At 72.0% G+C, this 24,529-nt stretch carries 23 protein-coding genes; 4 read left to right on the forward strand and 19 right to left on the reverse strand.

Annotated features, from left to right (window positions below; genetic code table 11):
- Nucleotides 1-163 precede the first annotated feature (163 nt).
- From ACTOQ3_RS20580 to ACTOQ3_RS20625, 10 genes are all read right to left on the reverse strand, one after another.
- Entirely contained in the window at nt 164-1,882 is a 1,719-nt protein-coding gene (locus ACTOQ3_RS20580; RefSeq protein WP_440084977.1) for a DEAD/DEAH box helicase, read from the reverse strand.
- 367 nt (nt 1,883-2,249) lie between these two features.
- Nucleotides 2,250-2,645, reverse strand: a complete 396-nt coding sequence (locus ACTOQ3_RS20585; RefSeq protein WP_362836589.1) for a metal-sulfur cluster assembly factor — start codon at nt 2,643-2,645, stop codon at nt 2,250-2,252.
- Nucleotides 2,642-3,079 carry a Fe-S cluster assembly sulfur transfer protein SufU gene (gene sufU / locus ACTOQ3_RS20590; protein WP_362685821.1) on the reverse strand — a complete coding sequence of 146 codons (438 nt, stop codon included), beginning with the start codon at nt 3,077-3,079 and terminating at the stop codon, nt 2,642-2,644. The genes ACTOQ3_RS20585 and sufU overlap by 4 nt, the downstream gene beginning before the upstream one ends.
- A gap of 118 nt (nt 3,080-3,197) precedes the next feature.
- Nucleotides 3,198-4,457, reverse strand: a complete 1,260-nt coding sequence (locus ACTOQ3_RS20595) for a cysteine desulfurase (RefSeq protein WP_440084978.1) — start codon at nt 4,455-4,457, stop codon at nt 3,198-3,200.
- Complete coding sequence (gene sufC / locus ACTOQ3_RS20600) at nt 4,457-5,227, reverse strand: Fe-S cluster assembly ATPase SufC (protein WP_440084979.1); 771 nt, start codon at nt 5,225-5,227, stop codon at nt 4,457-4,459. Before sufC ends, ACTOQ3_RS20595 begins: the two co-directional genes overlap by 1 nt.
- Before the next feature lies 1 nt (nt 5,228).
- Nucleotides 5,229-5,546: a Rieske (2Fe-2S) protein gene (locus ACTOQ3_RS20605; protein ID WP_362685816.1), complete on the reverse strand. Its 318-nt coding sequence runs from the start codon at nt 5,544-5,546 to the stop codon at nt 5,229-5,231.
- Nucleotides 5,543-6,664, reverse strand: a complete 1,122-nt coding sequence (gene sufD / locus ACTOQ3_RS20610) for a Fe-S cluster assembly protein SufD (protein ID WP_440084980.1) — start codon at nt 6,662-6,664, stop codon at nt 5,543-5,545. Before sufD ends, ACTOQ3_RS20605 begins: the two co-directional genes overlap by 4 nt.
- A complete protein-coding gene (gene sufB / locus ACTOQ3_RS20615; protein ID WP_362836595.1) occupies nt 6,664-8,076 on the reverse strand; it encodes a Fe-S cluster assembly protein SufB in 1,413 nt (470 codons plus the stop codon). The genes sufD and sufB overlap by 1 nt, the downstream gene beginning before the upstream one ends.
- The gene (locus ACTOQ3_RS20620) at nt 8,073-8,864 is read right to left on the reverse strand and encodes a helix-turn-helix transcriptional regulator (RefSeq protein WP_440085039.1); all 792 of its coding nucleotides are present in this window, start codon (nt 8,862-8,864) and stop codon (nt 8,073-8,075) included. The genes sufB and ACTOQ3_RS20620 overlap by 4 nt, the downstream gene beginning before the upstream one ends.
- Before the next feature lie 104 nt (nt 8,865-8,968).
- The gene (locus ACTOQ3_RS20625) at nt 8,969-10,201 is read right to left on the reverse strand and encodes a multidrug effflux MFS transporter (protein ID WP_440084981.1); all 1,233 of its coding nucleotides are present in this window, start codon (nt 10,199-10,201) and stop codon (nt 8,969-8,971) included.
- Between the two features lie 243 nt (nt 10,202-10,444).
- Here ACTOQ3_RS20625 and ACTOQ3_RS20630 point away from each other — a divergent pair, with 243 nt between their 5' ends.
- The 4 genes from ACTOQ3_RS20630 (at nt 10,445) to ACTOQ3_RS20645 (ending at nt 14,976) form a co-directional block, all read left to right on the forward strand.
- Complete coding sequence (locus ACTOQ3_RS20630; RefSeq protein ID WP_440084982.1) at nt 10,445-11,353, forward strand: ABC transporter ATP-binding protein; 909 nt, start codon at nt 10,445-10,447, stop codon at nt 11,351-11,353.
- A 166-nt stretch (nt 11,354-11,519) separates the two neighbouring features.
- Complete coding sequence (locus ACTOQ3_RS20635; RefSeq protein ID WP_440084983.1) at nt 11,520-12,287, forward strand: ABC transporter permease; 768 nt, start codon at nt 11,520-11,522, stop codon at nt 12,285-12,287.
- A gap of 174 nt (nt 12,288-12,461) precedes the next feature.
- Entirely contained in the window at nt 12,462-13,865 is a 1,404-nt protein-coding gene (locus ACTOQ3_RS20640) for a glycosyltransferase family 39 protein (protein ID WP_440084984.1), read from the forward strand.
- 193 nt (nt 13,866-14,058) lie between these two features.
- Nucleotides 14,059-14,976, forward strand: a complete 918-nt coding sequence (locus ACTOQ3_RS20645; RefSeq protein ID WP_440084985.1) for an EamA family transporter — start codon at nt 14,059-14,061, stop codon at nt 14,974-14,976.
- A gap of 176 nt (nt 14,977-15,152) precedes the next feature.
- On the opposite strand, the gene ACTOQ3_RS20650 is transcribed toward ACTOQ3_RS20645, so the two are convergent.
- From ACTOQ3_RS20650 to ACTOQ3_RS20690, 9 genes are all read right to left on the reverse strand, one after another.
- On the reverse strand, nt 15,153-15,833 hold the full coding sequence (locus ACTOQ3_RS20650; protein WP_362685797.1) for a GntR family transcriptional regulator: 681 nt from the start codon (nt 15,831-15,833) through the stop codon (nt 15,153-15,155).
- Between the two features lie 138 nt (nt 15,834-15,971).
- The gene (locus ACTOQ3_RS20655) at nt 15,972-16,697 is read right to left on the reverse strand and encodes an ABC transporter ATP-binding protein (RefSeq protein WP_440084986.1); all 726 of its coding nucleotides are present in this window, start codon (nt 16,695-16,697) and stop codon (nt 15,972-15,974) included.
- Entirely contained in the window at nt 16,690-17,634 is a 945-nt protein-coding gene (locus tag ACTOQ3_RS20660) for an ABC transporter ATP-binding protein (RefSeq protein ID WP_440084987.1), read from the reverse strand. Before ACTOQ3_RS20660 ends, ACTOQ3_RS20655 begins: the two co-directional genes overlap by 8 nt.
- Nucleotides 17,631-18,641, reverse strand: a complete 1,011-nt coding sequence (locus tag ACTOQ3_RS20665; protein WP_440084988.1) for a branched-chain amino acid ABC transporter permease — start codon at nt 18,639-18,641, stop codon at nt 17,631-17,633. Before ACTOQ3_RS20665 ends, ACTOQ3_RS20660 begins: the two co-directional genes overlap by 4 nt.
- Nucleotides 18,638-19,531, reverse strand: a complete 894-nt coding sequence (locus ACTOQ3_RS20670; RefSeq protein WP_440084989.1) for a branched-chain amino acid ABC transporter permease — start codon at nt 19,529-19,531, stop codon at nt 18,638-18,640. The genes ACTOQ3_RS20665 and ACTOQ3_RS20670 overlap by 4 nt, the downstream gene beginning before the upstream one ends.
- On the reverse strand, nt 19,528-20,700 hold the full coding sequence (locus ACTOQ3_RS20675) for a branched-chain amino acid ABC transporter substrate-binding protein (protein WP_440084990.1): 1,173 nt from the start codon (nt 20,698-20,700) through the stop codon (nt 19,528-19,530). The genes ACTOQ3_RS20670 and ACTOQ3_RS20675 overlap by 4 nt, the downstream gene beginning before the upstream one ends.
- A gap of 309 nt (nt 20,701-21,009) precedes the next feature.
- A complete protein-coding gene (locus ACTOQ3_RS20680) occupies nt 21,010-22,011 on the reverse strand; it encodes a proline racemase family protein (protein ID WP_440084991.1) in 1,002 nt (333 codons plus the stop codon).
- Nucleotides 22,012-22,045: 34 nt separating this feature from the next.
- A complete protein-coding gene (locus tag ACTOQ3_RS20685; RefSeq protein WP_440066040.1) occupies nt 22,046-22,939 on the reverse strand; it encodes a dihydrodipicolinate synthase family protein in 894 nt (297 codons plus the stop codon).
- 3 nt (nt 22,940-22,942) lie between these two features.
- Nucleotides 22,943-24,526: an FAD-dependent oxidoreductase gene (locus ACTOQ3_RS20690; RefSeq protein ID WP_440084992.1), complete on the reverse strand. Its 1,584-nt coding sequence runs from the start codon at nt 24,524-24,526 to the stop codon at nt 22,943-22,945.
- Between the last annotated feature and the right edge of the window lie 3 nt (nt 24,527-24,529).

The raw sequence follows: 24,529 nt of genomic DNA on the forward strand, positions 1-24,529 counted from the left end.
GGCGCCGGCCGGGCGGCGGCTCGGCGCCGACGCGGTCGCGCGAAGCCCCGGGCAAAGCCCTGGAAAGCCCCGCAAAGCCCCGGAAAGCCGAAGGGCCGGTACGGCGGATGCCGTACCGGCCCTTCAGGGTGTCGCGGTAGGACCCTCGGGTCCTACGAGGTGATCAGCGGCCGTAGCGGCTGCCGCCACCGCGCGGGGCGGAGCCGCGGCCGTCGGCGCGGAACTCCCCGCCGCGGAAGCCGCCGCCCTGGCGCTCGCCGCGGAACGGCTCGCGCTCGCCCGCGGGACGCTCGGAGCGGTAACCGCCGCCGGCCGGGGCCGGACGGTCGGCGCGGAACGGCTCGCGCCGCTCGCCACCGCGGTAGCCACCGGTGGGACGCTCGGAGCGGAAGCCACCGCCCGCCGGGCGCTCGGAACGGTAACCGCCGCCGGCCGGGCGCTCGGAGCGGTACTGGCCGCCACCGGAGGCGCCGCCGCCGCGGTTGTCGTCACCGAAGGAACGCTCGCGGGGCTGCTGGCCCTCACCGGCGCCGTGGGCGGGACGGTCGGAGCGGAAGCGGCGCGGGCCACGCCCGCCGCCACCGTTGCCGCCGAAGCCGCCGCGGCCCTGACGCTGCTTGGCGGCCGGCGCCGAGGGCTCCCAGACCGGGATCGGCTCGCCGGTGGGCGTACGCGCGCCGGCGACCTCTTCCAGGCGCGGGTGGCCCGGGGTGGCCTTGATGCGGAACGGCTTGATGCCCGCGCGGCGGGTCATCGAGTCGGTGGAGCGGCGCTCGTTGGGGAGCACCAGCGTCATGACGGTGCCCTTCTCCCCGGCGCGGGCGGTACGGCCACCGCGGTGCAGGTAGCTCTTGTGGTCCTGGGGCGGGTCGACGTGCAGCACGAGGCTGATGTTGTCGACGTGGATGCCGCGGGCCGCGACGTCCGTGCAGACCAGGACGTTGATCGTGCCTTCCTTGAACTCGGCCAGGATGCGGGTGCGCTGGTTCTGGCGCTTGCCGCCGTGCAGGCCGCCGGCCCGGATGCCGACCTGGGCGAGCTGCTTGCACAGCCGGTCGACCCCGTGCTGGGTGCGCACGAAGATGATGGTCCGGCCCTCGCGGTTGGCGATCTCGGCGGTCACCGGGAACTTGTCGTCGCGGTGCACCTCCAGCACGTGGTGCTCCATGGTGTCGACCGAGGAGGCGGCCGGGGCCATCGAGTGGGTCACCGGGTTGGTGAGGAAGCGGCGGACGAGCTTGTCGACGTCGCCGTCGAGGGTGGCGGAGAACAGCAGGCGCTGGCTGTCGGCCGGGGTCTGCTGCAGGATCGCGCTGACGACCGGGAAGAAGCCGAGGTCGCACATGTGGTCGGCCTCGTCGAGGATCGTCACCTGGACCTCGTCCAGCATGCACTCACCCTGCTGCATGAGGTCGGTCAGGCGGCCGGGGGTGGCCACGACGACCTCGACACCGCGGCGCAGCGCCTCGATCTGGCGGCCCATGGACATGCCGCCGACGACGGTCTTCATCCGCAGCGACAGGCCGCGGCCGAGCGGCTCGAGCGCGTCGGTCACCTGCATGGCGAGCTCGCGGGTCGGGACCAGGACGACGGCCAGCGGGTGGCCGGGACGGGCCTTGGCGCCGGCGATGCGGGTCATCATGGGCAGGCCGAAGGCGAGCGTCTTGCCGGAGCCGGTCTGGCCGCGGCCGAGAACGTCGTGACCGGCGAGAATGTCGGGGATCGTGGCCCGCTGGATGGGGAAGGGACTGTCGATGCCCGAACGGGAGAGACCGGTCACCAGCGGCTTCGGCAGGCCGAGGAGAGTGAACTCGGACACGCCTGCGGGGGCCTGGGAGATCTCGGTGATGTCGGTGATTTCGGGCAGAACAGCGTCAAGCATGGTCACGAAGACTCGTGCCTTTCGATAGAAGAACGGGGCACGTCACTTCTGCGAAAGGACGAGCCTGGAACGCACGGCCTGAGGCCGCGCTGGATCAACGCCCACATGGGGGCGGTAGTGCGGTGCAAGTCGAGGCGCACCGCACGGGGCGGGTCTAGCTTACCCGCACGCAGTCAAACCACGATCAAGCATACCCGGCGTTCGCAGTGCCGGGTTCGGTCGGGGCGTCCGGCATCGGCCGGCCGCTTGTCCGTCGGTTGGAGTCAACACTCCAGGCCGGGCTTTTCTTCCCGGCCTCGGAAATCCTCTCACACAATTGGGTACGGCCCGAACCCCGGGGGGTGCGAGCCGTACCGGAAACCACTTCTCAGACGTTGAAACCCAACATCCGGAGCTGCTCGCGCCCCTCGTCGGTGATCTTGTCCGGGCCCCACGGCGGCAGCCACACCCAGTTGATCTTCACGTCGGAGACCATGCCCTCCAGGGCCGAGTGCGCCTGGTCCTCGATGACGTCGGTCAGCGGGCAGGCCGCGCTGGTCAGCGTCATGTCGATGGTGGCGACCGGCAAGGTGACGCCCTCGCCGCCCGCAGCGCCCTCGCCGCCCTGCTCGGCGGCGTCCAGGTGGAGTCCGTAGATCAGGCCCAGGTCGACGACGTTGATGCCGAGCTCGGGGTCCACGACGTCCTTGAGAGCCTCCATGACCTCGTCATGGGTGGTGTCCCCGTCGTACGCCGTGGTGGGGGTCTCTACAGCCTTGCTCATTTGGTGCTCCTCACGACCGCGTCCTTGTAGGCCATCCACGCCAGTAGCGCGCACTTCACCCGAGCGGGGAACTTGGCGACCCCGGCGAAGGCGACGGCGTCGCCCAGCACGTCCTCGTCCGCCTCCACCTTTCCCCTGCCCTGCATGAGCCGGGTGAACTCGTCCACGACGCCGAGGGTGTCGTCGACGGTCGAGCCGGTGGCCAGCTCGTGCAGCACGGAGGCCGCGGCCTGGCTGATGGAACAGCCCTGCCCGTCGTAGGAGACGTCCTCGACCTTGCCGCCGTCGCCCAGCTTCACGCGCATGGTGATCTCGTCACCGCACGTCGGGTTCACGTGGTGGACCTCGGCGTCGTACGGATCGCGGAGCCCCCTCCCCTGCGGGTGCTTGTAGTGCTCCAGGATCAGCTCCTGGTACATGGACTCGGCGATCATAGGGCCGTGCTCACCTTCTCGTTCGCTGCGCCGTACGCTCGCGCGTCGCCGGACGCCGTGCGGCGGGCATCCGCCGCCCGCCGTCCGCCCGCTCGCCGGCTCGACTGCTCGGGCATGGCTAGGCGAACACCTTCCGCACGTGGTGGAGGCCGCGGACCAGGGCGTCGATCTCGGCCGGTGTGTTGTAGAGGTAGAAGGACGCCCGCGTGGTCGCGGGAATCCCGAACCTCAGGTGGAGCGGTCGGGCGCAGTGGTGCCCCACGCGCACGGCCACCCCGAAGTTGTCATCCAGGATCTGCCCGACGTCGTGCGGGTGAATCCCCTCCAGGGTGAACGAGGCCGTGCCGCCCCGGTCTTCGAGGTCCAGCGGGCCGATCACCCGCAGCCCCGGGACCTCCCCCAGAGCGTCGAGCGCATACGCCGTGAGCTCGCGCTCGTGGCGCGTGACGGCGTCCATCCCGATCTCGGACAGGTAGTCGATCGCGGCACCGAGACCGATGGCCTCGACGATGGGCGGGGTGCCCGCCTCGAACTTGTGCGGCGCGGGCGCGTAGGTCGAGTGGTCCATCCAGACCGCCTCGATCATCTCGCCGCCGCCCAGGAACGGGGGCATCGCCTCGAGCAGCTCGCCGCGGCCCCACAGCACGCCGATCCCCGACGGGCCGAGGACCTTGTGGCCGGTGAAGGCGAGGAAGTCGACGCCCAGCGCGGCCACGTCCACCTTCCGGTGGGGCACCGACTGGGAGGCGTCGAGCATCATCAGCGCGCCGACCTCGCGGACCCTGGCGAGCACCGGGGCGACCGGGTTGACCGTGCCCAGCACGTTCGACTGGTGCACGATCGAGACGATCTTCGTGCGCTCGTTGACGAGCTCGCCGAGGTTGGACAGGTCCAGGCGGCCGGAGTCGGTGACGGAGAACCACCGCAGCGTCGCGCCCGTGCGCTGCGCGAGCATCTGCCACGGCACGATGTTGGAGTGGTGCTCCATCTCGGAGATGACGATCTCGTCGCCCGGCCCGAGCCGGAAGCGGGGGTCGGTGCCGATGGGGTTGCCGAAGGCGTACGCCACCAGGTTGAGCGCCTCGGAGGCGTTCTTGGTGAAGACGACCTCGTCGCGGTCGGGCGCGCCGATGAAGGCGGCGACCTTGTCGCGGGCGTCCTCGTACGCCTCGGTGGACTCCGCGCCCAGCACGTGCATGGCACGGCCGACGTTGCTGTAGTGCATCGCCATGTGCTCGCGCATCACCTCGACCACCTGGGTCGGCTTCTGCGAGGAGTTGCCCGAGTCGAGGTAGATGAGCGGCCTGCCGCCGGGAAGCTCGCGGGAGAGGACCGGGAAGTCCTTCCTGATCCTCTCCACGTCAAGGCCGGTGTCCATCAGGCCGACGCCTTCGTGTAGGCCTCGTAGCCCTCCGCCTCGAGCTTCTCGGCGAGCTCGGGGCCGCCCTGCTCCACGATCCGCCCGGCGGAGAAGACGTGGACGAAGTCCGGCTTCACGTAGCGCAGGATGCGGGTGTAGTGGGTGATGAGCAGCACGCCGGTCTCGCCGGAGCGGAAGCGGTTGATGCCCTCGGAGACCACGCGCAGCGCGTCGACGTCGAGGCCGGAGTCGGTCTCGTCGAGGACGGCGATCTTCGGCTTGAGGAGCTCCAGCTGGAGGATCTCGTGGCGCTTCTTCTCGCCGCCGGAGAAGCCCTCGTTGACGTTGCGCTGGGCGAAGGTCGCGTCGATGGACAGCGCGTCCATGCCGGACTTGAGGTCCTTGGCGAACTCGCGGAGCTTGGGGGCCTCGCCGCGGATGGAGGTGACGGCGGTGCGCAGGAAGTTGGAGACGCTGACGCCGGGGACCTCGACCGGGTACTGCATGGCGAGGAACAGGCCGGCGCGGGCGCGCTCGTCGACCGTGAGCTCCAGCAGGTCGACCCCGTCGAGCAGGACCTGGCCACTGGTGATCGTGTACTTGGGGTGGCCGGCGATCGCGTACGCGAGCGTGGACTTGCCCGAGCCGTTGGGGCCCATGATGGCGTGGGTCTCGCCGGCCCGCACGGTCAGGTTGACGCCGCGCAGGATCTCCTTGTCGGCGACGGTGACGTGCAGGTCGCGGATCTCCAGGGTGGAACCCGAGGGAACTCGGCTCGTGTCAGACACTTTATGACTCCTTCGAGAGCGAGACGAGGACGTCATCGCCATCGATCTTTACTCGGTATACGGGGACGGGCTTGTTGGCGGGCGGCCCGGTGGGCTTGCCCGAGCGCAGGTCGAAGCACGAGCCGTGCAGCCAGCACTCCAGGGTGCCGTCGTAGACCTCTCCCTCGCTGAGCTTCACCTCGGCGTGGGAGCAGACGTCGTGCAGCGCGAAGACCTCCTCGCCCCGGCGGACCAGGGCGACGGGGGTGTCGCCGACCTCAAGGCCGATCACTCCCTCGTCGGGGATGTCGGCGAGCTTGCAGACCTTCTCGAACGTCACTTCTCAAGCTCCGCCTCGACCCGGGCGAGCACCCGCTCGCGAAGCTCGGGAACCTCGATCTTCTCCAGCAGCTGCGCGAAGAAGCCCCTGATGACGAGACGGCGTGCGTCCTCGAAGGGGATCCCGCGGGCCTGGAGGTAGAAGATGTGCTCGTCGTCGAGACGGCCCGAGGCGCTGGCGTGACCCGCCCCGGCGACCTCGCCGGTGAGGATCTCCAGGTTGGGCACCGAGTCGGCGCGGGCGCCGTCGGTGAGCAACAGGTTGCGGTTGAGCTCGTAGGTGTCGGTGCCCTCGGCCTCGACGCGGATGATGACGTCGCCGATCCAGACCGCGTGGGCGTCCTGGCCCTGCAGCGCGCCGCGGTAGTCGACGTTGCTGCGGCAGCCGGGCTTGGAGTGGTCGACGAGCAGGCGGTGCTCCAGGTGCTGGCCGGCGTCGACGAAGTAGAGGCCGTTCAGCTCGGCGTCGCCGCCGGGGCCCTCGTAGGAGACCGACGGGGACAGCCTGACCAGGTCGCCGCCGAGGGTGACCACGAAGCCGCGGAAGGTCGCGTCCTTGGCCAGCAGGGCGTGGTGGTGGGAGACGTGCACGGCGTCGTCGGCCCAGTCCTGCAGGCTGACGACCTTGAGCGTGGCGCCCTCGCCCACGACGAACTCGACGTTGTCGGCGTAGACGGCGCTGCCCTGGTGGTCGAGGACGACCACGGCCTCGGCCATCGGCTCCAGCCGCACGACCGTGTGGCCGTACGCGGCGCCCTGCCCGGACCCGGTGAGGGTGATCACCGTCGGCTTGGAGGCGACGGCCTCGCGCGGGACGGTGAGCACGGTGGCCTTCTCGAAGGAGGCGTAGGCCTGGGCGCTGACGCGGTCGGCGGGCACGTAGGCCCTGCCGACCCGCTGGTCGTCGCGGCCGACGGTCTCCACGGTGACCTCGGGGGCGGCGTCGACGTGCACGACGACGTTCGCGGAGGCCGCGACGCCCTCGTGCAGGCCCTTGAGCCGGGAGAGCGGGGTGAAGCGCCACTCCTCCTCCCGGCCGGTCGGTACCGCGAAGTCGGCCACGTCGTACGAGGCCTTCTCGTGGAGGGTCGACAGGGGTTTTCCGGTGTCGAGACCCATCAGCCGACGGCCCCTTCCATCTGCAGCTCGATCAGGCGGTTCAACTCCAGGGCGTACTCCATCGGGAGCTCGCGGGCGATCGGCTCGACGAAGCCCCGGACGATCATCGCCATCGCCTCGTCCTCGCCCATGCCGCGGCTCATCAGGTAGAAGAGCTGGTCGTCGGAGACCTTGGAGACGGTGGCCTCGTGCCCCATGGAGACGTCGTCCTCGCGCACGTCCACGTAGGGGTAGGTGTCGGAGCGGCTGATCTGGTCGACGAGGAGCGCGTCGCACTTGACGGTGCTGGCGCTGCCGTGCGCCCCCTCCTCGATCTGGACCAGGCCGCGGTAGGAGGTGCGGCCGCCGCCACGGGCGACGGACTTGGAGATCACCGAGGAGCTGGTGTTCGGCGCGAGGTGCACCATCTTGGCCCCGGCGTCCTGGTGCTGGCCCTCACCGGCGAAGGCGACGCTGAGGGTCTCGCCCTTGGCGTGCTCGCCCATGAGGTAGACGGCCGGGTACTTCATGGTGACCTTGGAACCGATGTTGCCGTCGACCCACTCCATGGTCGCGCCCTCGTACGCCACGGCGCGCTTGGTGACCAGGTTGTAGACGTTGTTCGACCAGTTCTGGATGGTCGTGTAGCGGCAGCGCGCGTTCTTCTTCACGATGATCTCCACGACCGCGCTGTGCAGCGAGTCGGAGGAGTAGATCGGCGCGGTGCAGCCCTCGACGTAGTGGACGTAGGAGCCCTCGTCGACGACGATCAGGGTCCGCTCGAACTGGCCCATGTTCTCGGTGTTGATCCGGAAGTAGGCCTGGAGCGGGATCTCCACGTTGACGTTCGGCGGCACGTAGATGAAGCTGCCGCCGCTCCAGGTGGCCGTGTTCAGCGCGGCGAACTTGTTGTCGCCGACGGGGATCACGGTCCCGAAGTACTCCTTGAAGATCTCCTCGTGCTCCCTGAGGGCGGTGTCGGTGTCGACGAAGATGACACCCTTCTCCTCGAGGTCCTCACGGATCTTGTGGTAGACCACCTCGGACTCGTACTGGGCGGCGACGCCGGCGACCAGGCGCTGCTTCTCCGCCTCGGGGATGCCGAGCTTGTCGTAGGTGTTCTTGATGTCGTCGGGCAGGTCCTCCCAGGAGGCGGCCTGCTTCTCCGTCGAGCGCACGAAGTACTTGATGTTGTCGAAGTCGATCCCGCTGAGGTCGGAACCCCAGTTGGGCATGGGCTTCTTACCGAAAAGGCGCAGCCCCTTCAGACGAAGGTCCAGCATCCACTCCGGCTCGCTCTTCAGCGCGGAGATGTTGCGGACGACCTCTTCGGACAGGCCACGCCGGGCCGTCGCTCCCGCGGCGTCCGAGTCGGCCCAGCCGAACTTGTAATTCCCGAGGCCTTCCAGCTCCGGGCGGTCGGTGACAGTCACCTTCCGGTCTCCTTGCTCGATGTGTCGATCGTTTCGTGGACTGCCGGCGGTGGCGCCGGATCAGGTATCGATAGGCCCGTCGCGGGCTCTTTCGCGCCCGGCCCGGGGGTTCTGCGGGGACTCACGTGCGTGGTGCACACGCCGTCGCCGTGGGCGATGGTCGCGAGCCGCTGCACGGGGGTGCCGAGGATGCGCCCGAACGCCTCCGTCTCGGCCTCGCACAGCTGCGGGAACTCCGCGGCCACGTGCGCCACCGGGCAGTGGTGCTGGCACAGCTGCTCGCCGCCGAGGCTGGCCTTGCTCGCCGAGGCGGCGTAGCCGTCGGCCGACAGTGCCTCGGCCAGCACGCGGACCCGCTGGTCGGCGGGGACCTCGCTCATCCTCGGCCGCAGGCGGTCGACCAGGCCGGCCACCTGTGACCTGGCGAACTCCGCCACGGCCTCCTCGCCCACGCGCTCGGCCAGGAAACGCAGCGCGCTCCCGGCGAGGCCGTCGTAGGCGTGCTCGAAGGCGCTGCGGCCCGCGTCGGTTATCGCGAACAGCTTGGCCGGTCGCCCGCGCCCGCGCTGGCCCCGCGGCCTGGCGGTGCGGGCCTCGGCCATTCCCTCGGCCAGCAGGGCGTCGAGGTGCCTGCGCACGGCGGCGGGAGTGAGGCCGAGCCGCTCGCCGAGGGCGGCGGCGGTGATGGGTCCGTGCTCCAGGATGAGCCGGGCGACACGCGCTCGCGTGCTGCGCTCGGCGGACACGCCGGAGGGCCGCGCGGCGGCGGATCCCTCGGTGCCCTGCATCCCGGTCACGTATTTCACAACATCAGTGTGCCGTAATTGCTTCCCCAGTTACAAACCCGATGTACGGCCGACCGAATGTGGTTCGTCACGCAGGTAAGCCTTACCTAAGCTGGGGAAACGCTCCGTGAGGCTCCCCGCAGCCCGACGAAGGCGGCGAGCGCGGCGAGGGTGAACCCGGCCAGGACGACGGCCATCGGCAGGGCCGATCCCTCGCCGCCCAGACCCACCAGCGGGGCGGCGAGCGCGCCGAGCGCGAACTGCAGCACGCCCGTCAGCGCGGCCGCGCTCCCGGCGATCTGCTGGGGCTGGCCGGCCAGGGCGAGCGCGCCGCTGCCCGGCAGGACGAAACCCGCCCCGCACATCATCACGAACAGCGCGGCGACCAGCACCGGCAGGGGCAGGTGGAACAGGGCCGCGACGAGCACCCCCGCGGCCCCGGCCACGCTCATGAGCAGCCCGGCGACGATCAGCCTGGCCGGGTCCAGCCGCCCGGCGAGGCGTCCGCCGATCTGCGCGGTGACGGTCAGGCCGAGCGCGTTCAGCCCGAACACCAGGGAGAAGGTCTGCGCCGAGGTGTCGTAGACGTCCTGGAGCACGAAGGGCGATCCGGAGATGTAGGCGAACATGGCCGCGAAGCCCAGCCCACCGGCCAGGGTGGCGGCCATGAAGGAGCGGTCGCGGAGCAGGTGCCAGAAGGTGACGAGGGTGTGCCGGAGCCCGCCGCTCTCGCGCCGGTCGGCGGGCAGCGTCTCGCGCACCCCGGACAGCGCGGCGGCCAGCAGCAGGAGCCCCGCGACGCTCAGCGCGACGAACACGCCCCGCCAGGAGGTGTGGTCGAGCAGCTGCGCGCCCGCGATCGGGGCCAGGATCGGCGCGAGGCCGGTCACGAGCATGAGGGTGGCGAAGATCCGGGCGATGGCCGCCCCCTCGTACAGGTCGCGGACGACCGCGCGGACGATCACCAGCGCGGCGCCGCCCGCGATGCCCTGCAACAGGCGGAACCCCACCAGCCCGTACACCGACGGGGAGAAGGCGCACAGCAGGGAGGCGGCGGCGTAGGCGGCGATGCCGATCAGCAGCGGGCCGCGCCGGCCGCGCGTGTCGCTGATCGGGCCCGCGACGACCTGCCCGATGGAGAACCCGATGAGGCAGGCGGTGAGGGTGAGCTGCACCTGCGCCTGCCCGGTGCCCAGGTCGGCGGCGATGGAGGGGAAGGCGGGCAGGTACATGTCGATCGAGAGAGGACCCACCGCCGACAGCGCGCCCAGGATGAGCAGTAGCAGTGTCCTGCGCCGTGCGATCGGCGCCACCTCCGGCTCGACGACGGCCGCGGTCATACCCGTGTCCCCTTTTGGTTGCAGGCCACGCCCGCCGGTCACGGGCGACGATGGGCCCACAGGGGCCGAAGCGTCCCAACCAACAGCCGGTCATCCGAATTCCTGTATTTCGGAAATTTCCTCAGAAAAACCTTTAAGCGCCAGTAGGGCGGGTCCGGTTCCGGCCGGGAAACGAGGCCGCGGCGGCCCCGGACGCGTGGTCCGGAAGCGTGACCGGCGAGCGCAGTCCCTAAACTCGTGGCCATGGACTCCCCAGCCGTCGAGATCGTCGACCTGGTCAAGAGATACGGCGGGACGACCGCGATCGACGGACTGACCTTCAACGCCGCCCGAGGCGCGGTCACCGCGGTGCTGGGCCCCAACGGGGCCGGCAAGACCTCCACCCTGGAGATCTGCGAGGGATTCCGCCGGTCCGACGGCGGCACCGTGAGGGTGCTCGGGCTCGACCCGTCACGACCGGAACTGCGGGCCAGGGTCGGGGTGATGCTCCAGGCGGGCGGCGTTCCCCCCGCGTCCCGCTGCGGGCAGTGGCTGCGGCTGATGGCCCGCTTCCACGCCCACCCGCTCGACCCGGCGGCGCTGCTGGAGCGGCTGGGGCTGAGCGAGCACGCCCGCACCCCGTACCGCAGGCTCTCCGGCGGCCAGCAGCAGCGCGTGTCGCTGGCGGGGGCGGTCATCGGCCGTCCCGAGCTGGTCTTCCTCGACGAGCCGACCGCGGGTCTGGACCCGCAGGCCAGGCACGCCTGCTGGGAGCTGGTGCGGGACCTGCGCGCGAGCGGGGTCTCGGTGGTGCTCACCACCCACCACATGGACGAGGCGGAGAAGCTCTCCGACCAGATCGTGATCATCGACCGCGGCAGGGTGGTCGCCAAGGGCACGCCCTCCTCCCTCACCGGCGCCGAGCGGCAGCTGCGCTTCCGCGCCCGACCCGGTCTCTCCCTGGACGAGCTGCTCGCCGCCCTGCCCGCCGGCAGCGCGGCCAAGGAGTCGCCGGCGGGGCACTACATCATCGAGGGGCAGGTCGCGCCCGGCCTCCTGGCCACCGTGACGACCTGGTGCGCCGCCGAGGGGGTGACCGCCGACGACCTCAGCATCGAGCGGCGCACCCTGGAGGACGTCTTCCTGGAGCTGACCGGGCGTGAACTCCGGTGACGCCCTCAAGACCCCCGGCTCCGGCGACACTCCCGGAACCCCCTGGCGCGGCGACGCTCCCGGAGCCCCCCGCTCAGGCGGCACCCTCGAAACCCCTTCGCCACCTCCCCGCGCGCGTCCGGGTGCGGTCCCGGCCGGAGCACGGGCCAGACCGCAGGAGAGCCCCATGACGACCCTGGACCTCACGCCGGCTCCCGGAGCCGCGCCGCTGGGCCGGATGGTGGCGGCCCAGACGGGCGCGGAGATACGGGCGATGCTCCGCAACGGCGAGCAGCTGCTGCTCACGATGATCATCCCGGTGCTGCTGCTCGTCGGCCTCTCCTCCGCCCCGATCATCGACGTGGGCGGCGGTTCCCGGATCGACTTCATGACTCCCGGGGTGCTCGCGCTGGCCGTGATGTCCACCGCCTTCACCGGGCAGGCCATCGCGACGGGCTTCGAGCGCCGGTACGGCGTGCTGAAGCGGCTGGGCGCGACCCCGCTGTCGCGGACCGGGCTGATGCTGTCCAAGACGCTCGCGGTGATCGCCGTGGAGGTCGTCCAGGTGGCGGTCATCTGCGGGGTGGCGCTCGCCCTGGGCTGGCGCCCCACGGGCTCGCCGCTCGCGGCGCTGCTGCTGGTCGTGCTGGGCACCGCCGCGTTCAGCGGGCTCGGCCTGCTGATGGCGGGAACGCTGCGCGCCGAGGCCACGCTCGCCGCGGCGAACCTCGTCTACCTGCTCCTGCTCGCCTGCGGCGGGGTCGCCTTCCCGCTGGCGAAATTCCCCGAGGCGGTACGGCCGGTGCTGGAACTGCTGCCGATCTCGGCGCTGACCGGCGGGCTCCGCGCGGTCCTGAGCGACGGCGCGGGACTCCCGCTCGCCGCCGCGGCGATCCTCGCGGCGTGGGCGGCGGTGTCGCTCTTCCTGACCTCCCGGACGTTCCGCTGGGAGTGACCCGGCCGGACCCGCGCGCCGGAACTGCTTGATCGGAAATATCCCCACGTTCATGTAAAAGATCTACGAGGATGATCGTCAAGATCTACCATCCTCCAAGTGATCATTACCGGAACGCGGTCTTCATCCCGTCCGGCGACACGATATACGGGGCAGATCTGGCCGAGTTCGGTCATGGGGATCGTCGCCGCGCTTGTCGCCGTCGCAGGCTCGTCCACGGTCTCCCAGTCGTCGGACGAGCTCGCCACCCTCAGCGCGGCCCGCCGCGGCGCCGGAGGACTCTGGGAGCTGGCCCAGCACATCGACGGGCACTTCCTGCCCTACTACGGCCTCATGCACCTGTGGCTGGAGTTCGGGCAGGCCGAGTGGTGGATGCGCCTGCCCTCGGCGCTCGCGACGGGCGCGGCCACCGCGCTCATCGCCGACCTGGGACGCCGGCTGAGCTCGCAGCCCGCCGGACTGGCCGCCGCCGCCGTCTACGTCTTCCTGCCCTCGGTCTCCTACCACGGACAGAACATCCGCTCCTACGCGTTCGCCGCCGCCGCCGCGGTCCTGGCCACCTGGACGCTGTACCGGGCGATCGAGGAGCCAGGACGGCGCGGCGGCTGGTGGAGGTACGCGGCCGCCGTCGCTCTGCTGGGCTGCACGCAGGTGTTCGCGCTGCTCGTGATGTCCGCGCACCTGCTCGCGATCGCGCTGTACGGGCGGGGCGTCCTGCCCAGGGTGCTGGCCTGCGTGGCCCTGGGGTGTGTTCCGGGGGCCGTCTGGGCGGCGGTCGGCTTCGCCGAGCGGCACGCGATCAGCTGGATCACCATGCCGGGACCCGACGTGTTCCTGGCACTGCCCAAGATGGCCGGGGGCACCGTCCTGGCGGGGTGCGCGGTGCTGGCCGTCGCGGCGGCGGCCCCTCTCCTGCGCCGGCGACACGGCACCGACCGGCTCTGGATCGTCCTGCTGGGCGCCTGGGCGCTCCTGCCGCCCCTGCTGCTGTTCGCCCTGTCCCACCTGGTCTCGCCGGTCTACGTCGACCGCTACCTGTTCGCGACGGTGCCCGCGTACGCGCTGCTGGCCGGGCTCGCGCTCAGCGCGCTGCCCCGCCTGCCCGCCGGGCTCGCGCTGGCGGGCGTGCTGGCCGCCGGGTTCCCCGGCCAGCTGGACTTCCGCAGGGAGGACGGGCACCACGAGAACTTCCCCCGGGCGGCACGGATCCTCGCCGGCGAGTCCCGGCCGGGCGACGCCCTCGTCTACGGGCGCTCCTCGCTGCGTGAGGGCCTCCGCTACTACGACGGGACGCGGCACGGGGGGAAGGGGCTGCCCGACGACGTGCTGCTCGCCGGGCCCGGCCCCCTGCCGGACTCCTTCGGCTACCCGGAGCGCTCCGACGTGGCCGCCGCCGTGGCCGGGCGCGAGCGGGTCTGGGTGGTCTGGCGCGGCGGATCGGAGGCGGCCTCGCGCGTCGGCCGGGTCACCGCCCTGGTCAAGGAGGGATTCGTCCGGATCAAGGCATGGCGGACGGGCCGCGTACCCGGTATGACCGTGGCGCTCTACACTCGCGACCCGGCACCCGCCACCGGATAGACCGGCGAGGCCGTCACCCCCGCCGAGAACGCCGAGGCCCCCGAGGGCGCTGAGGGCGCTGAGAGCGCTGAGGCGGCACCTTCGCGGGGGAGGCACTTCTCGCCGGGCGTCTCGCATCGCGGACGCCGCTGAAAATGAGAGTCACGAAAAGTAAGGTGTCATAAATCGCTTTGCACCTGGCATGAGGAGAGCCGTGACCGCCGAAGCCCTGCAGGGGCCCGCCGAGCCGTACAAGCAGAGCCTGCTCAAGCCCGGAGCACTGCTGAAGGCGGCCTCCGACGCCGTCCCGCCGTCCGGGCTGGTGATACTGGCCATCCTGTCGGTGCAGGTGGGCGCGGGTTTCGCCAAGGATCTGTTCTCCCAGCTGCCGCCGAGCGCCGTGGTGTTCCTGCGGATCGCGACAGGAGCGCTGATCATGGGCGCGATCGCCCGCCCCCGGTTGCGCGGGCTGTCCAGGGCGGACGTCGGGGCGGGGGTGGCGTTCGGCGTGACGCTGGGCGTGATGAACCTGTCGTTCTACGAGGCGCTGGCCCGGCTGCCCATGGGCATCGCGGTGGCGATCGAGTTCCTCGGCCCGCTCGGCGTCGCGGTGGCGGCCTCGCGCCGCCGCCTCGACCTGCTCTGGGTCGCGCTCGCCGGGTCGGGCGTGGTGCTGCTGGCCCCGTGGGGCACGACGGTGTCCAGGATCAGCTGGGCCGGGATCGCCTTCGCCCTGGTGGCGGCGGCCTGCTGGGCCGGTTACATCCTGCTGTCCGCCTCGGTCGGCCGGCGTTTTCCCGGGAGCACCGGCCTCTCCCTGGCGATGATCGTCTCCTGTGTGCTGGTCGCCCCCGTCGGGATCACCTCGGGCGGCACCGACCTGCTCCAGCCCGAGCTCCTGCTGATCGGGCTCGGGGTGGGCCTGCTGTCGTCGGTCATCCCCTACTCGATCGAGCTGGAGGCCCTGCGCAGGATGCCCAAGCGGGTCTTCGGCATCCTGATGAGCCTGGAGCCCGCGATGGCGGCGCTGGTCGGGCTGCTGGTGCTGGGCGAGGTGCTCCAGGTACGGGAGTGGGCCGCCATCGGCTGCGTGGTCATCGCCAGCGTGGGCGCCACCCGCGGCAGCGGCTGACCCCGTCCCCGCCTGGGCGCCACCCGCGGCGCCCGCCGATCGGGTTCCCGCCGCGGGGCGCCACCCGCGGCACCCCGGACCGTCCCGCCGTCCCGGCCCGGCGCTCGCGGGGCACCGCCGGCCCGCCCTCCGAGCCGCCGCGTCCCGGCCGGTCGCCCTCGGCCGCCGGGCCGCCGCTACTCGGGCCGGCTGGCCCAGATGCCGCGGACGTGCCGGATGTGGGCGCGCATCAGCCGTTCGGCACCGCTCGCGTCCCCTTCGGAGAGCAGCGCGAGCAGGGTGAGGTGCTCGCGGGCGGAGTCGGCGAGGGTGCCCCTCCGGTGCAGGGACGACAGGCCGTACAGGCGGGCCCTGTTGCGCAGGTCGCGGACCACCTCCACGAGGTGGGAGTTGCCCGCCAGGGCGAGCAGGTCCAGGTGGAAGCGGATGTCGGCGTCGACGTACGCGAGCAGGTCGCCGCGCTCGGCGGCGTCGACGATCGCCTGGGCCAGCGGGCGCAGCGTCTCGAAGCTCGGCGCGCGCCCGGCGTCGGCCAGTTGCGCCACCGTGGGCACCTCGATGAGCCTGCGGATCTCGGTCAGCTCGTCCAGGTCCCGGTCGGACAGCTCGGTGACCCGGAAGCCCTTGTTGCGCACCGCCTCGACCAGGCCCTCCTTGGCCAGGTCGAGCATGGCCTCGCGCACCGGGGTCGCCGAGACCCCGAACTGGGCGGCGAGGACCGGGGCCGAGTAGACCATGCCGGGCCTCATCTCACCGGTGATGAGGGCCGCCCTGAGCGCGTGGGCCACCTGCTCACGCAGGCTCTGCCGCTCGCTCACGGCCGGCAGGTCGAGCCGGCCGTCCGCCCTAGGAGCCATACCGGAGCCTCTCGTGTCGCTCGCGTCCGCGCCTGATCGGCGGAACCCGCCACCTCCACATCCTCCCAGGCTGTGCGTGCGTCCCCGAACACCCGGGGGCCGATCCGGAGAGCAGGACGCCGGTGGCGGGTCCGCCGGTCATCCCCCCTCGCTCCCCCGGACCCCGCCGAGGTAGGCCTCGACCACCCGGGCGTCCCGGCGGAGCTCGGCGGCGGGCCCGTCGAGGACGCACTCGCCGTTCTCGATCACGTAGCCGCGGTGCGCGATCCCCAGGGCGGCCACGGCGTTCTGCTCGACGAGCAGGACCGAGGTGCCCTGGGCGTTGATCCCCGCGATGAGCTCCATGACCGAGGCGACCACCAGGGGCGCCAGGCCCATGGACGGCTCGTCGAGCAGCAGCAGCCGGGGCCCGGTGACCAGCGCCCTGCCGATGGCGAGCATCTGCTGCTCGCCGCCCGACAGCGTGCCGCCCTGCTGGGCGCGCCGTTCCGCCAGGCGGGGCAGCAGCTCGTAGACGCGCTCGATCCGCGTGCGGATCTCCGCCTGGTCGCGGACCAGGTAGCCGCCCAGCTGGAGGTTCTCGTGCACGCTGAGCGTGCTGAAGATCCTGCGGCCCTCCGGGACGTGCACCAGGCCGCGCGCGGTGATCCGGTGCGGCTTCTCCCTGGTGATCACTTTCCCGTCGAAGACCACCTTGCCGCCGGAGGGCCGCAGCAGCCCCGAGACCGCCGACAGCGTGGTGGTCTTGCCCGCGCCGTTGTTGCCGAGCAGGGCGACGATCTCCCCCTCGGCGACGCCGAGCGACAGGCCGCGCAGGGCGTGTACGCCGCCGTAGTGGACGTCCAGCCCGTCGATCTCAAGCATTGGCGTCTCCCCCGGCCGCGCCGTCCTTCCCCGCGGTCTCTTTCCCCGCGGCTGCTCCCCCGGCGCCGTCGTCTTCCCCGGCACCGTCCTTCCCCGCCGTCGCGGCCCCGCCGGCCCGATCGGCCCGGTCGGCCCCGTCGGTCCCGTCGGTCCCGTCGGCTTCGTCCCTCGTGACGGTGGGGTCGCCGCCGAGGTAGGCCTCGATGACGGCCGGGTCGCGCCGGACGTCCTCGGGACGGCCGTCGGCGATCTCCCGGCCGAAGTTGAGCACGACCACACGCTCGGAGACCTCCATGACCAGGCCCATGTCGTGCTCGATGAGCACGATGGCCACCCCCAGCGCCTGGATGCGCCGGATCAGGTCGAGCATCTCGGCCTTCTCGCCGTGGTTGAGCCCGGCCGCGGGCTCGTCCAGCAGCAGCAGATCGGGGCGGCGGGCCAGGGCACGGGCGATCTCCGTACGGCGCTGCTCACCGTAGGGAAGGTTGCGCGCCTGCCCGTACCGGTCGCCGCGCAGGCCGACGAAGTCCAGCCAGTGATGGGCCTGCTCGGTGCACTCGCGCTCGGAGCGCCGGTAGCGCGGGGTGTGCAGCAGGGCGTCCAGGACGCTCTGGCGCAGCCACAGGTGCGATCCGGCGCGCACGTTGTCCAGGACCGACAGCTCGCCGAACAGGCGCAGGTTCTGGAAGGTCCGCGCGACCCCCAGGCCCGCGATGGCCGAGGGCCGCATCCCCGGCAGGTCCCTGCCGCGCAGGGTGATCCGGCCGGAGGTCGGCCGGTAGAAGCCGGTGACGCAGTTGAAGGCCGACGTCTTGCCCGCCCCGTTGGGCCCGATCACCGAGACGATCTCCGCCTCGTCCACCGAGAACGACAGGCCGTCGATGGCCACCAGCCCGCCGAAGGTCAGGCGCAGGTCGGCCACGCTCAGCAGGCTCACGGGACCTCCTTGGAACGAGCCGGCCAGATCCCCTGCGGTCGCAGGAGCATGAAGACGATGAGCAGCACGCCGAACAGGAAGAACCGGTAGTCGGCGAGGTCGCGCAGGATCTCCGGCAGGATGCTGATCACGACGGCGCCGACGACGACGCCGGGCACCGAGCCCATGCCGCCGAGGACCACGGCCATGAGCACCAGCGCCGACGACAGGAAGGTGAAGCTGCCCGGCGAGATGGCCGACAGCTGCGCGGCGAACAGCACCCCGGCCAGGCCGCCCCAGACCGCCCCGGCGATGTAGGCGGCGAGCTTGACCCGGTAGGTGTGCACGCCCATCGCCTCGGCGGCGTCCTCGTCCTCCCGGACGAAGCGCCAGGCCCGGCCCAGGCGGGAGCGGCCCAGCCGCGCCGCGCCGAGGACGGCCAGCGAGACGACGGCCACGGTGACGTAGTAGAAGGCCGCCGGGTGCTCGACCAGGTGCGGGATGCCGTAGATGCCGGAGGGGCCGCCGGTGACGTCCAGGTTGTTGGCGGTGATCCGGATGATCTCCCCGAAGCCGAGGGTCACGATGGCGAGGTAGTCGCTGCGCAGCCGCAGGGTGGGGGCGCCGATGACGATCCCGGCGACGACCGTGACCACGAGCACGGCGGGCACCGTGGCGAGCAGCGGCAGGTCGAAGCGGGTGGCCAGCACCCCGCTGGTGTAGGCGCCGACCGCGAAGAAGGCGACGTAGCCCAGGTCGAGCAGGCCGCAGTAGCCGACCACGATGTTCAGCCCGGCGGCGAGCATCACGGCGATGGCCGCGCTGGTCATGACCGACAGCGCGTACGGCGTGGCGTTGACGAAGGGGGCCAGCAGCGCGATCAGCAGCCCGGCGATCCCGGCCCAGCGGTTCTGCAGCAGCTTCGACGCCCGGGTGGGGGGCCTGTCGGTGCCCAGGCGGCGGACCTTGGTGCCGGTGCCGGTGCCGGCGGGCCCGGTCGGCCCGGCGGGCTCGGTGGTCTCGTTCATACGCGCTCCGTGACGCGCTCGCCGAGCAGGCCGGTGGGCCGCACCGTCAGGAACAGGATCAGCACCCCGAAGGCGAACACGTCGCGCCACTCACCGCCCAGCCAGAACGTGCCGAACGACTCCAGCAGCCCGAGCAGCAGGCCGCCGAGCATCGTGCCGGGGATGTTGCCGATGCCGCCGATGACGGCCGCCGTGAAGGCCTTGAGCCCGATCAGGAAGCCCATCATGAAGTCGATCTTCCCGTAGTAGGCCCCGGCCATCACGCCCGCGGCCCCCGCCAGCGCCGAGCCGATGAAGAAGGTCCGGGAGATCACCGCGTTGACGTCGATGCCCATCAGCGCGCTGGTGCGCGGGTCAAGCGCGATGGCCCGCATGGCCCGGCCCTCACGGGTGCGGGTGACCAGCAGGTTGAGCCCGGTCATGAGGAGCACCGCCACGCCGACCAGGACGACCTGCTGCACGGTGAGCCGGGCCCCGAGGATCTCCAGCGAGGTGCCGCCCAGCCGCACCGGGTAGACGCGCGGATCGGCCCCGGCCACCGCGCGCATGCCGTACTCCAGGGCGAAGGAGGCCCCGACCGCGGTGATCAGCAGGGACAGCCGCGGGGCGCGGCGGAGCGGCCGGTAGGCGATCCGCTCCAGCGCCACCCCGGCCAGGCCGGTGACGACCATGGTCGCCAGGAGCACCGCGAGCAGCAGCGGCAGGGCCATCGCGGAGGACACGCCGCCGACCGCGCCGAGGATGGCGAAACCGGCGAACGCCCCCAGCATGTACAGGTCGCCGTGGGCGAAGTTGAGCAGCTTGATGATCCCGTAGACCATGCTGTAGCCCAGGGCCACCAGGGCGTAGAACGAGCCGACGAACAGCCCGTTCCAGACGAGCTGCGTCACTGGAGGGCGTCCTGCAGGGCGAACTTGTCGCCCTTGACGACAAGGATCTGGAAGCCGCCGTTGGCCAGGGTGTGCTCGGGGGTGAACTTCAGCGGCCCGGAGAACATCGAGAAGCCGTCGATCGCCTCGAGCGCCGCGATGACCTTGTCTCCGTCGGTGGCGCCCGCCTTGGTGACCGCCTCGGCGGCGAGCCGCACCGCGTCGTAGGCCTGGTTGGAGTACGGGCCCGGCTCGGAGGAGTACTTCTTCTTGTACGCCTCGATCCAGCCCTCGGCGCCCTCGAGGGTGTCGGGGGTCTGGGTCATCGTCGCGTAGAGGCCCTCGGCGGCCTCGTCTCCGGCGATCTCGATCAGCTTGGGGGAGACCGAGCCGTCGCCGACCATGATGGAGCCCTTGTATCCGGCCTGCCGTAGCTGGCGCGCGATCAGGCCGCCCTCCTGGAAGTAACCGGTCCAGTAGACGAAGTCGGGCTTCTTGGCCAGCACGTTGGTGATGTTGGCGCTGTAGTCGCTCTCCTTCGGGGTGACCGCCTCGGTGATCGCGGCCTCGGCTCCGTCCGGGGCCTCCAGGAGGGCCTGGGTGCGCAGCGCGATGTCCTTGGAGTAGCTGGTGTTGTCGTGCATCAGCGCGACGCTCTTGGCCCCCTGCTTGGCGATCCACTTCTCGGCGGCCGCGGCCTGCTGGGAGCCCGTGCCGTTGATCAGGAAGACGTGCTTGAGCTTCTGGTCGACCAGTTCCTGGGAGTTGGCGGCCGGTATGATCATCGGGATTCCGGCCTTGCCGAAGATCGGCAGGGTGGGTAGCGTCGCCCCGGAGCAGTAGCCGCCCACGGAGACGTCGACCCCCTCGGTGACCAGCTTGTTGGCGCCCGCCGCCGCGGACTGGGCGTCGCAGGCGTCGTCGGCGGTCCTCAGCTCCAGTTTGCGGCCGAGCACACCGCCCTTGGCGTTGATCTCGTCGATCGCGAGCTGCGCCGCGTTGCTCATGTAGGGACCTATGGCGGCCTCGCTGCCCGACTGCGGGATCAGCATGCCGAGGACGATCGGCTCGTCCTTCGCGGCGGCCGTCTGGCCCCCGCCGCCGTCACCGAGCAGTCCCTGGCCACATCCGGTGACCATGAGACCGAGAACGGCCAGCGAGGTGAAGCACTTCAGGGGGATGGCACGCATGTGCGGCTCCTCACGTCCGATGATGTGTGATATTGCACGCGCAACGCCGGTGCACGTCAAGGGCCGAAACAAGACCGTTAGCGTTAAGACGCCGTTTCCCCATGTGCCGCGGCCCGCCGGGGATCACCCCCGGGGAGGGCGGCGTGTTCGCAGCTCGGAGAGGGGCCGAGGGCGCCGGGACCGGCCTCCCGCGGGGGTTTTCCGGTGCCGGGGTTGCGGTCGCGGGCCCGCGCGGGAAACGGTCCCGGCCGCTCGGCCGGAAACCGGGCGATCGGCGGCCCGGCGGCCGGTATCTCCCATTAGAGGGCGTCAGAGAAGGAAGCCTCCGGGGAACGGATCGCGGGGGTCGAGGAAGTACTGGGCGGTGCCGGTGACCCACGCCCGCCCGGTGATGGCCGGAACCACCGCGGGCAGGCCCCCCACCTCCGTCTCCTCCGTGAGCCGCCCGACGAAGCGGGTACCGATGAACGACTCGTTCACGAAGGCGGTGTCCAGCGGAAGCTCGCCCCTGGCGTGCAGCTGGGCCATCCGGGCGCTGGTACCGGTGCCGCACGGCGAGCGGTCGAACCAGCCGGGATGGATCGCCATCGCGTGCCGCGAGTGCCGGGCGCCGGAACCGGGCGCGGTGAACTGCACGTGGTGGCAGCCCCGGATGCCGGGGTCCAGCGGATGGACGGGCTCGTCCTGCTCGTTGATCGCCCCCATGATCGCCAGACCGGCGTCGAGGATCGCCTGCTTGTGCGACCGCTCGAACGGCAGGCCCACCGACTCGATCGGCAGGATCGCGTAGTAGTTGCCGCCGTAGGCGAGGTCGTAGACGACCTCCCCGACCCCGGGAACCTTGACCACGCGGTCCAGCCCGGCGCTGAAGGACGGCACGTTGGTGATGGTCACCTCCGCGGCGGCGCCGTCCTCGACCCGGACCTCGGCGACGACCAGGCCCGCGGGGGTGTCCAGCCGGATGGTGGTGACCGGCTCGGCGACCTCGACCATTCCGGTCTCGACGAGGACCGTGGCGACGCCGATGGTGCCGTGCCCGCACATGGGCAGGCAGCCGGAGACCTCGATGAAGAGCACGCCGTAGTCGGCGTCGGGCCGGGTGGGCGGTTGCAGGATGGCCCCGCTCATCGCCGAGTGGCCGCGCGGCTCGTACATGAGCAGGGTGCGGACGTGGTCCATCTCGGCCAGGAAGTGCTCACGCCGCTCGGCCATGGTGGAGCCGGGGATGACCCCCACCCCCCCGGTGATCACCCGGGTGGGCATGCCCTCGGTGTGGGAGTCCACCGCGTGGAAGACCCTCTTCGTTCTCATCGACTCTCCTCACGGGGAAGGGTAAGGGGTGGATCTACCGCAGGCCCTCGGCCAGGGCCTTCTCCGTGGCGGCGCGTACGGCGGCCTCCTGCTCGGGGGCGAGGCCGAGCCTGGGCGGGCGGCACGGGCCGCCGTTGCGCCCGGCCAGGTCCATGGAGAGCTTGATGGCCTGGACGAACACCGGCCTGGAGTCCCAGCGAAGCAGCGGGTGCAGCGCGCGGTAGAGCGGCAGCGCGGTGGCCGTGTCCCCCGCGGCGGCCGCGCGGTACAGGGCCACGGTCGACTCGGGCAGCGCGTTGGGGAATCCGGCCACCCAGCCGACCGCCCCGGCGGTGACCAGCTCCAGCAGCACGTCGTCGGCCCCGGCCAGCACGTCCAGCCCGGGGGCGAGTTCGGCGATCTCGTAGATGCGGCGGACGTCTCCGCTGAACTCCTTGACCCCCACGATCAGCCCCTCGGCGTGGAGGGTGGCCAGCAGCCGGGGGGTGAGGTCCACCCGGGTGTCGAAGGGGTTGTTGTAGGCCACCACCGGCAGGCCGGCCCTGGCCACCTCCCGGTAGTGCTCCACCACGGTCCTGTCGTCGGCGCGGTAGGCGTTCGGCGGGAGCAGCATCACCGCGCGGCACCCGGCCTCGGCGGCCTGCTCGGCCCAGCGCCGGGCCTCCAGGGCGCCGTAGGCGGCGACCCCCGGCATGACGCGGGCACCGCCGACGGCGGCGACCGCGGTCTCCACGACCGAGGCCCGCTCCTCGGGGGTCAGCGTCTGGTACTCGCCCAGCGACCCGTTCGGCACGACGCCGTCGCACCCGGAGGCGACCAGCCACCGGCAGTGCTCGGCGTAGCCGTCCAGGTCGACGGAGAGATCCGCGCCCAGGGGCAGAGCGGTGGCCACGGTCACACCGTGCCAGGGCTTCACGGGGGTCGTCATGGTTCATCCTTCCGAAGGGTTTTCCAGCCGGTACGGGTCCGGGTCCGGGGGAGATCCCGTACGCTCCCGGCGCGGGTGAGGCTCCGGCCCGCCCGGCTCGGGGGAGGTTTCCGGCCGATCCGGTTCCGGGTCCGGCCCCAGGTCCAGGTCCAGCTCCATGTCGAGGTCCAGGTCCAGGAGGGTTTCCGGCCGTCCCGTCGCCGGGCGGTTCTCCCGCCGTTCCGGGGAGGACGGCGGGCGCGCGGCGAGGTCGCCGAGCCTGACGGGCTGGGCGATCGGGCGCCGGGGCGGCGCGGGGTCCTCCCCGACGAGGCACGCGACCGCGTAGCCGCACATCCTGCCCTGGCACCACCCCATCCCCGGGCGGGCCAGGAGCTTGACGGAACGCGCGTCGACGGCCCCCATGGCCTGGGCCTCCCGTACGGCCGACAGGGGCACCTCCTCGCAGCGGCAGACGAGCGTGTCGTCGCGCAGCCACTCCCGCCAGCCCGGTCGTACCGGGTAGGCCTCCTGCAGGGCGCGGGCGAAGGCGGCGAGCCGGTCCCTGCGCCGGGACAGGGCCGGGTCCGGCGGCACGGGGCGGCCCAGGTCCGCGGCGGCGGACCGGCCCGCGATGCGGCCCTCCACCTCGGCGAGCGCGGCCCCGCCGACACCGGTGGACTCCCCCGCCGCGTAGACGCCGGGCACGCTGGTGCGCATGCCCGCGTCGACCGCGACGACCGGGCTGCCGTCGGGGTCGCGGCGGGTGTCGCAGCCCAGCTGGACCGGCAGGTCGAGCTGGGGGACGAATCCGTAGCCGAAGGCGAGGGTGTCGCACTCGACGGTCCTCGTCGAGACCGGCCGCCAGTCCCCGTCCAGGCTCGCCACGGTGACGTGGGTCAGCGCGGTGTCGCCGTACGCGGCGACCACCGCCTCGCGGCGGTGGTACGGGATCCGGTGGCGGGCCAGGCGCGCTCCGTATCCGAGGGCCTCCCCGGCCCGGCCCGCGGCGACCAGCGGGTGCCTGGCGAGCCCGAACCCGCCGCCGGCCTCGTGGACGCCGAGCACCCGGGCCCCCGCGTCGGCCAGGCCCGCGGCGACGGGGAGCAGGAACGGGCCGGTGCCGGCGACCACGACCCTGCTTCCCGCGAGGACCAGGTCGCCCTTGAGCAGCGCCTGCGCGCCGCCCGCGGTGAGCACCCCCGGCAGGTCCCAGCCGGGGAACGGCAACGGCCTGTCGTGCGCGCCGGTGGCGATCAGCAGCCCGCGCGCGGTCACCGCGCGGGGCCGCTCCTCACGGTCTCCCTCCAGGCACCGTACGGTGATCGCCCCGTCCGCGCGCTCGACCGCCCAGACCCGGTGGCGCAGGAGCACCTCGGCGCGCTCGCGGAGCGTCTCCCACTGGCGGGTGAACCGGTCGAGCCCGTGGTGGAGCGCGCCGGGCCGCGCGGCGCGGAAACCCTCGGCGGGGTGCCGGAAGTACTGGCCGCCCGGCCTGGCGGCCCCGTCGATCAGCACGACGTCCAGCCCGGACAGGGCGGCGGTGAGCGCGCCCGCGACCCCCGCGGGGCCCGCGCCGACGACGGCGAGGTCGTGGATCCGCGTCATCGG

It is taken from the genome of Streptosporangium sp. LJ11, from assembly GCF_051918945.1.
Taxonomy (GTDB): Bacteria; Actinomycetota; Actinomycetes; order Streptosporangiales; family Streptosporangiaceae; genus Streptosporangium.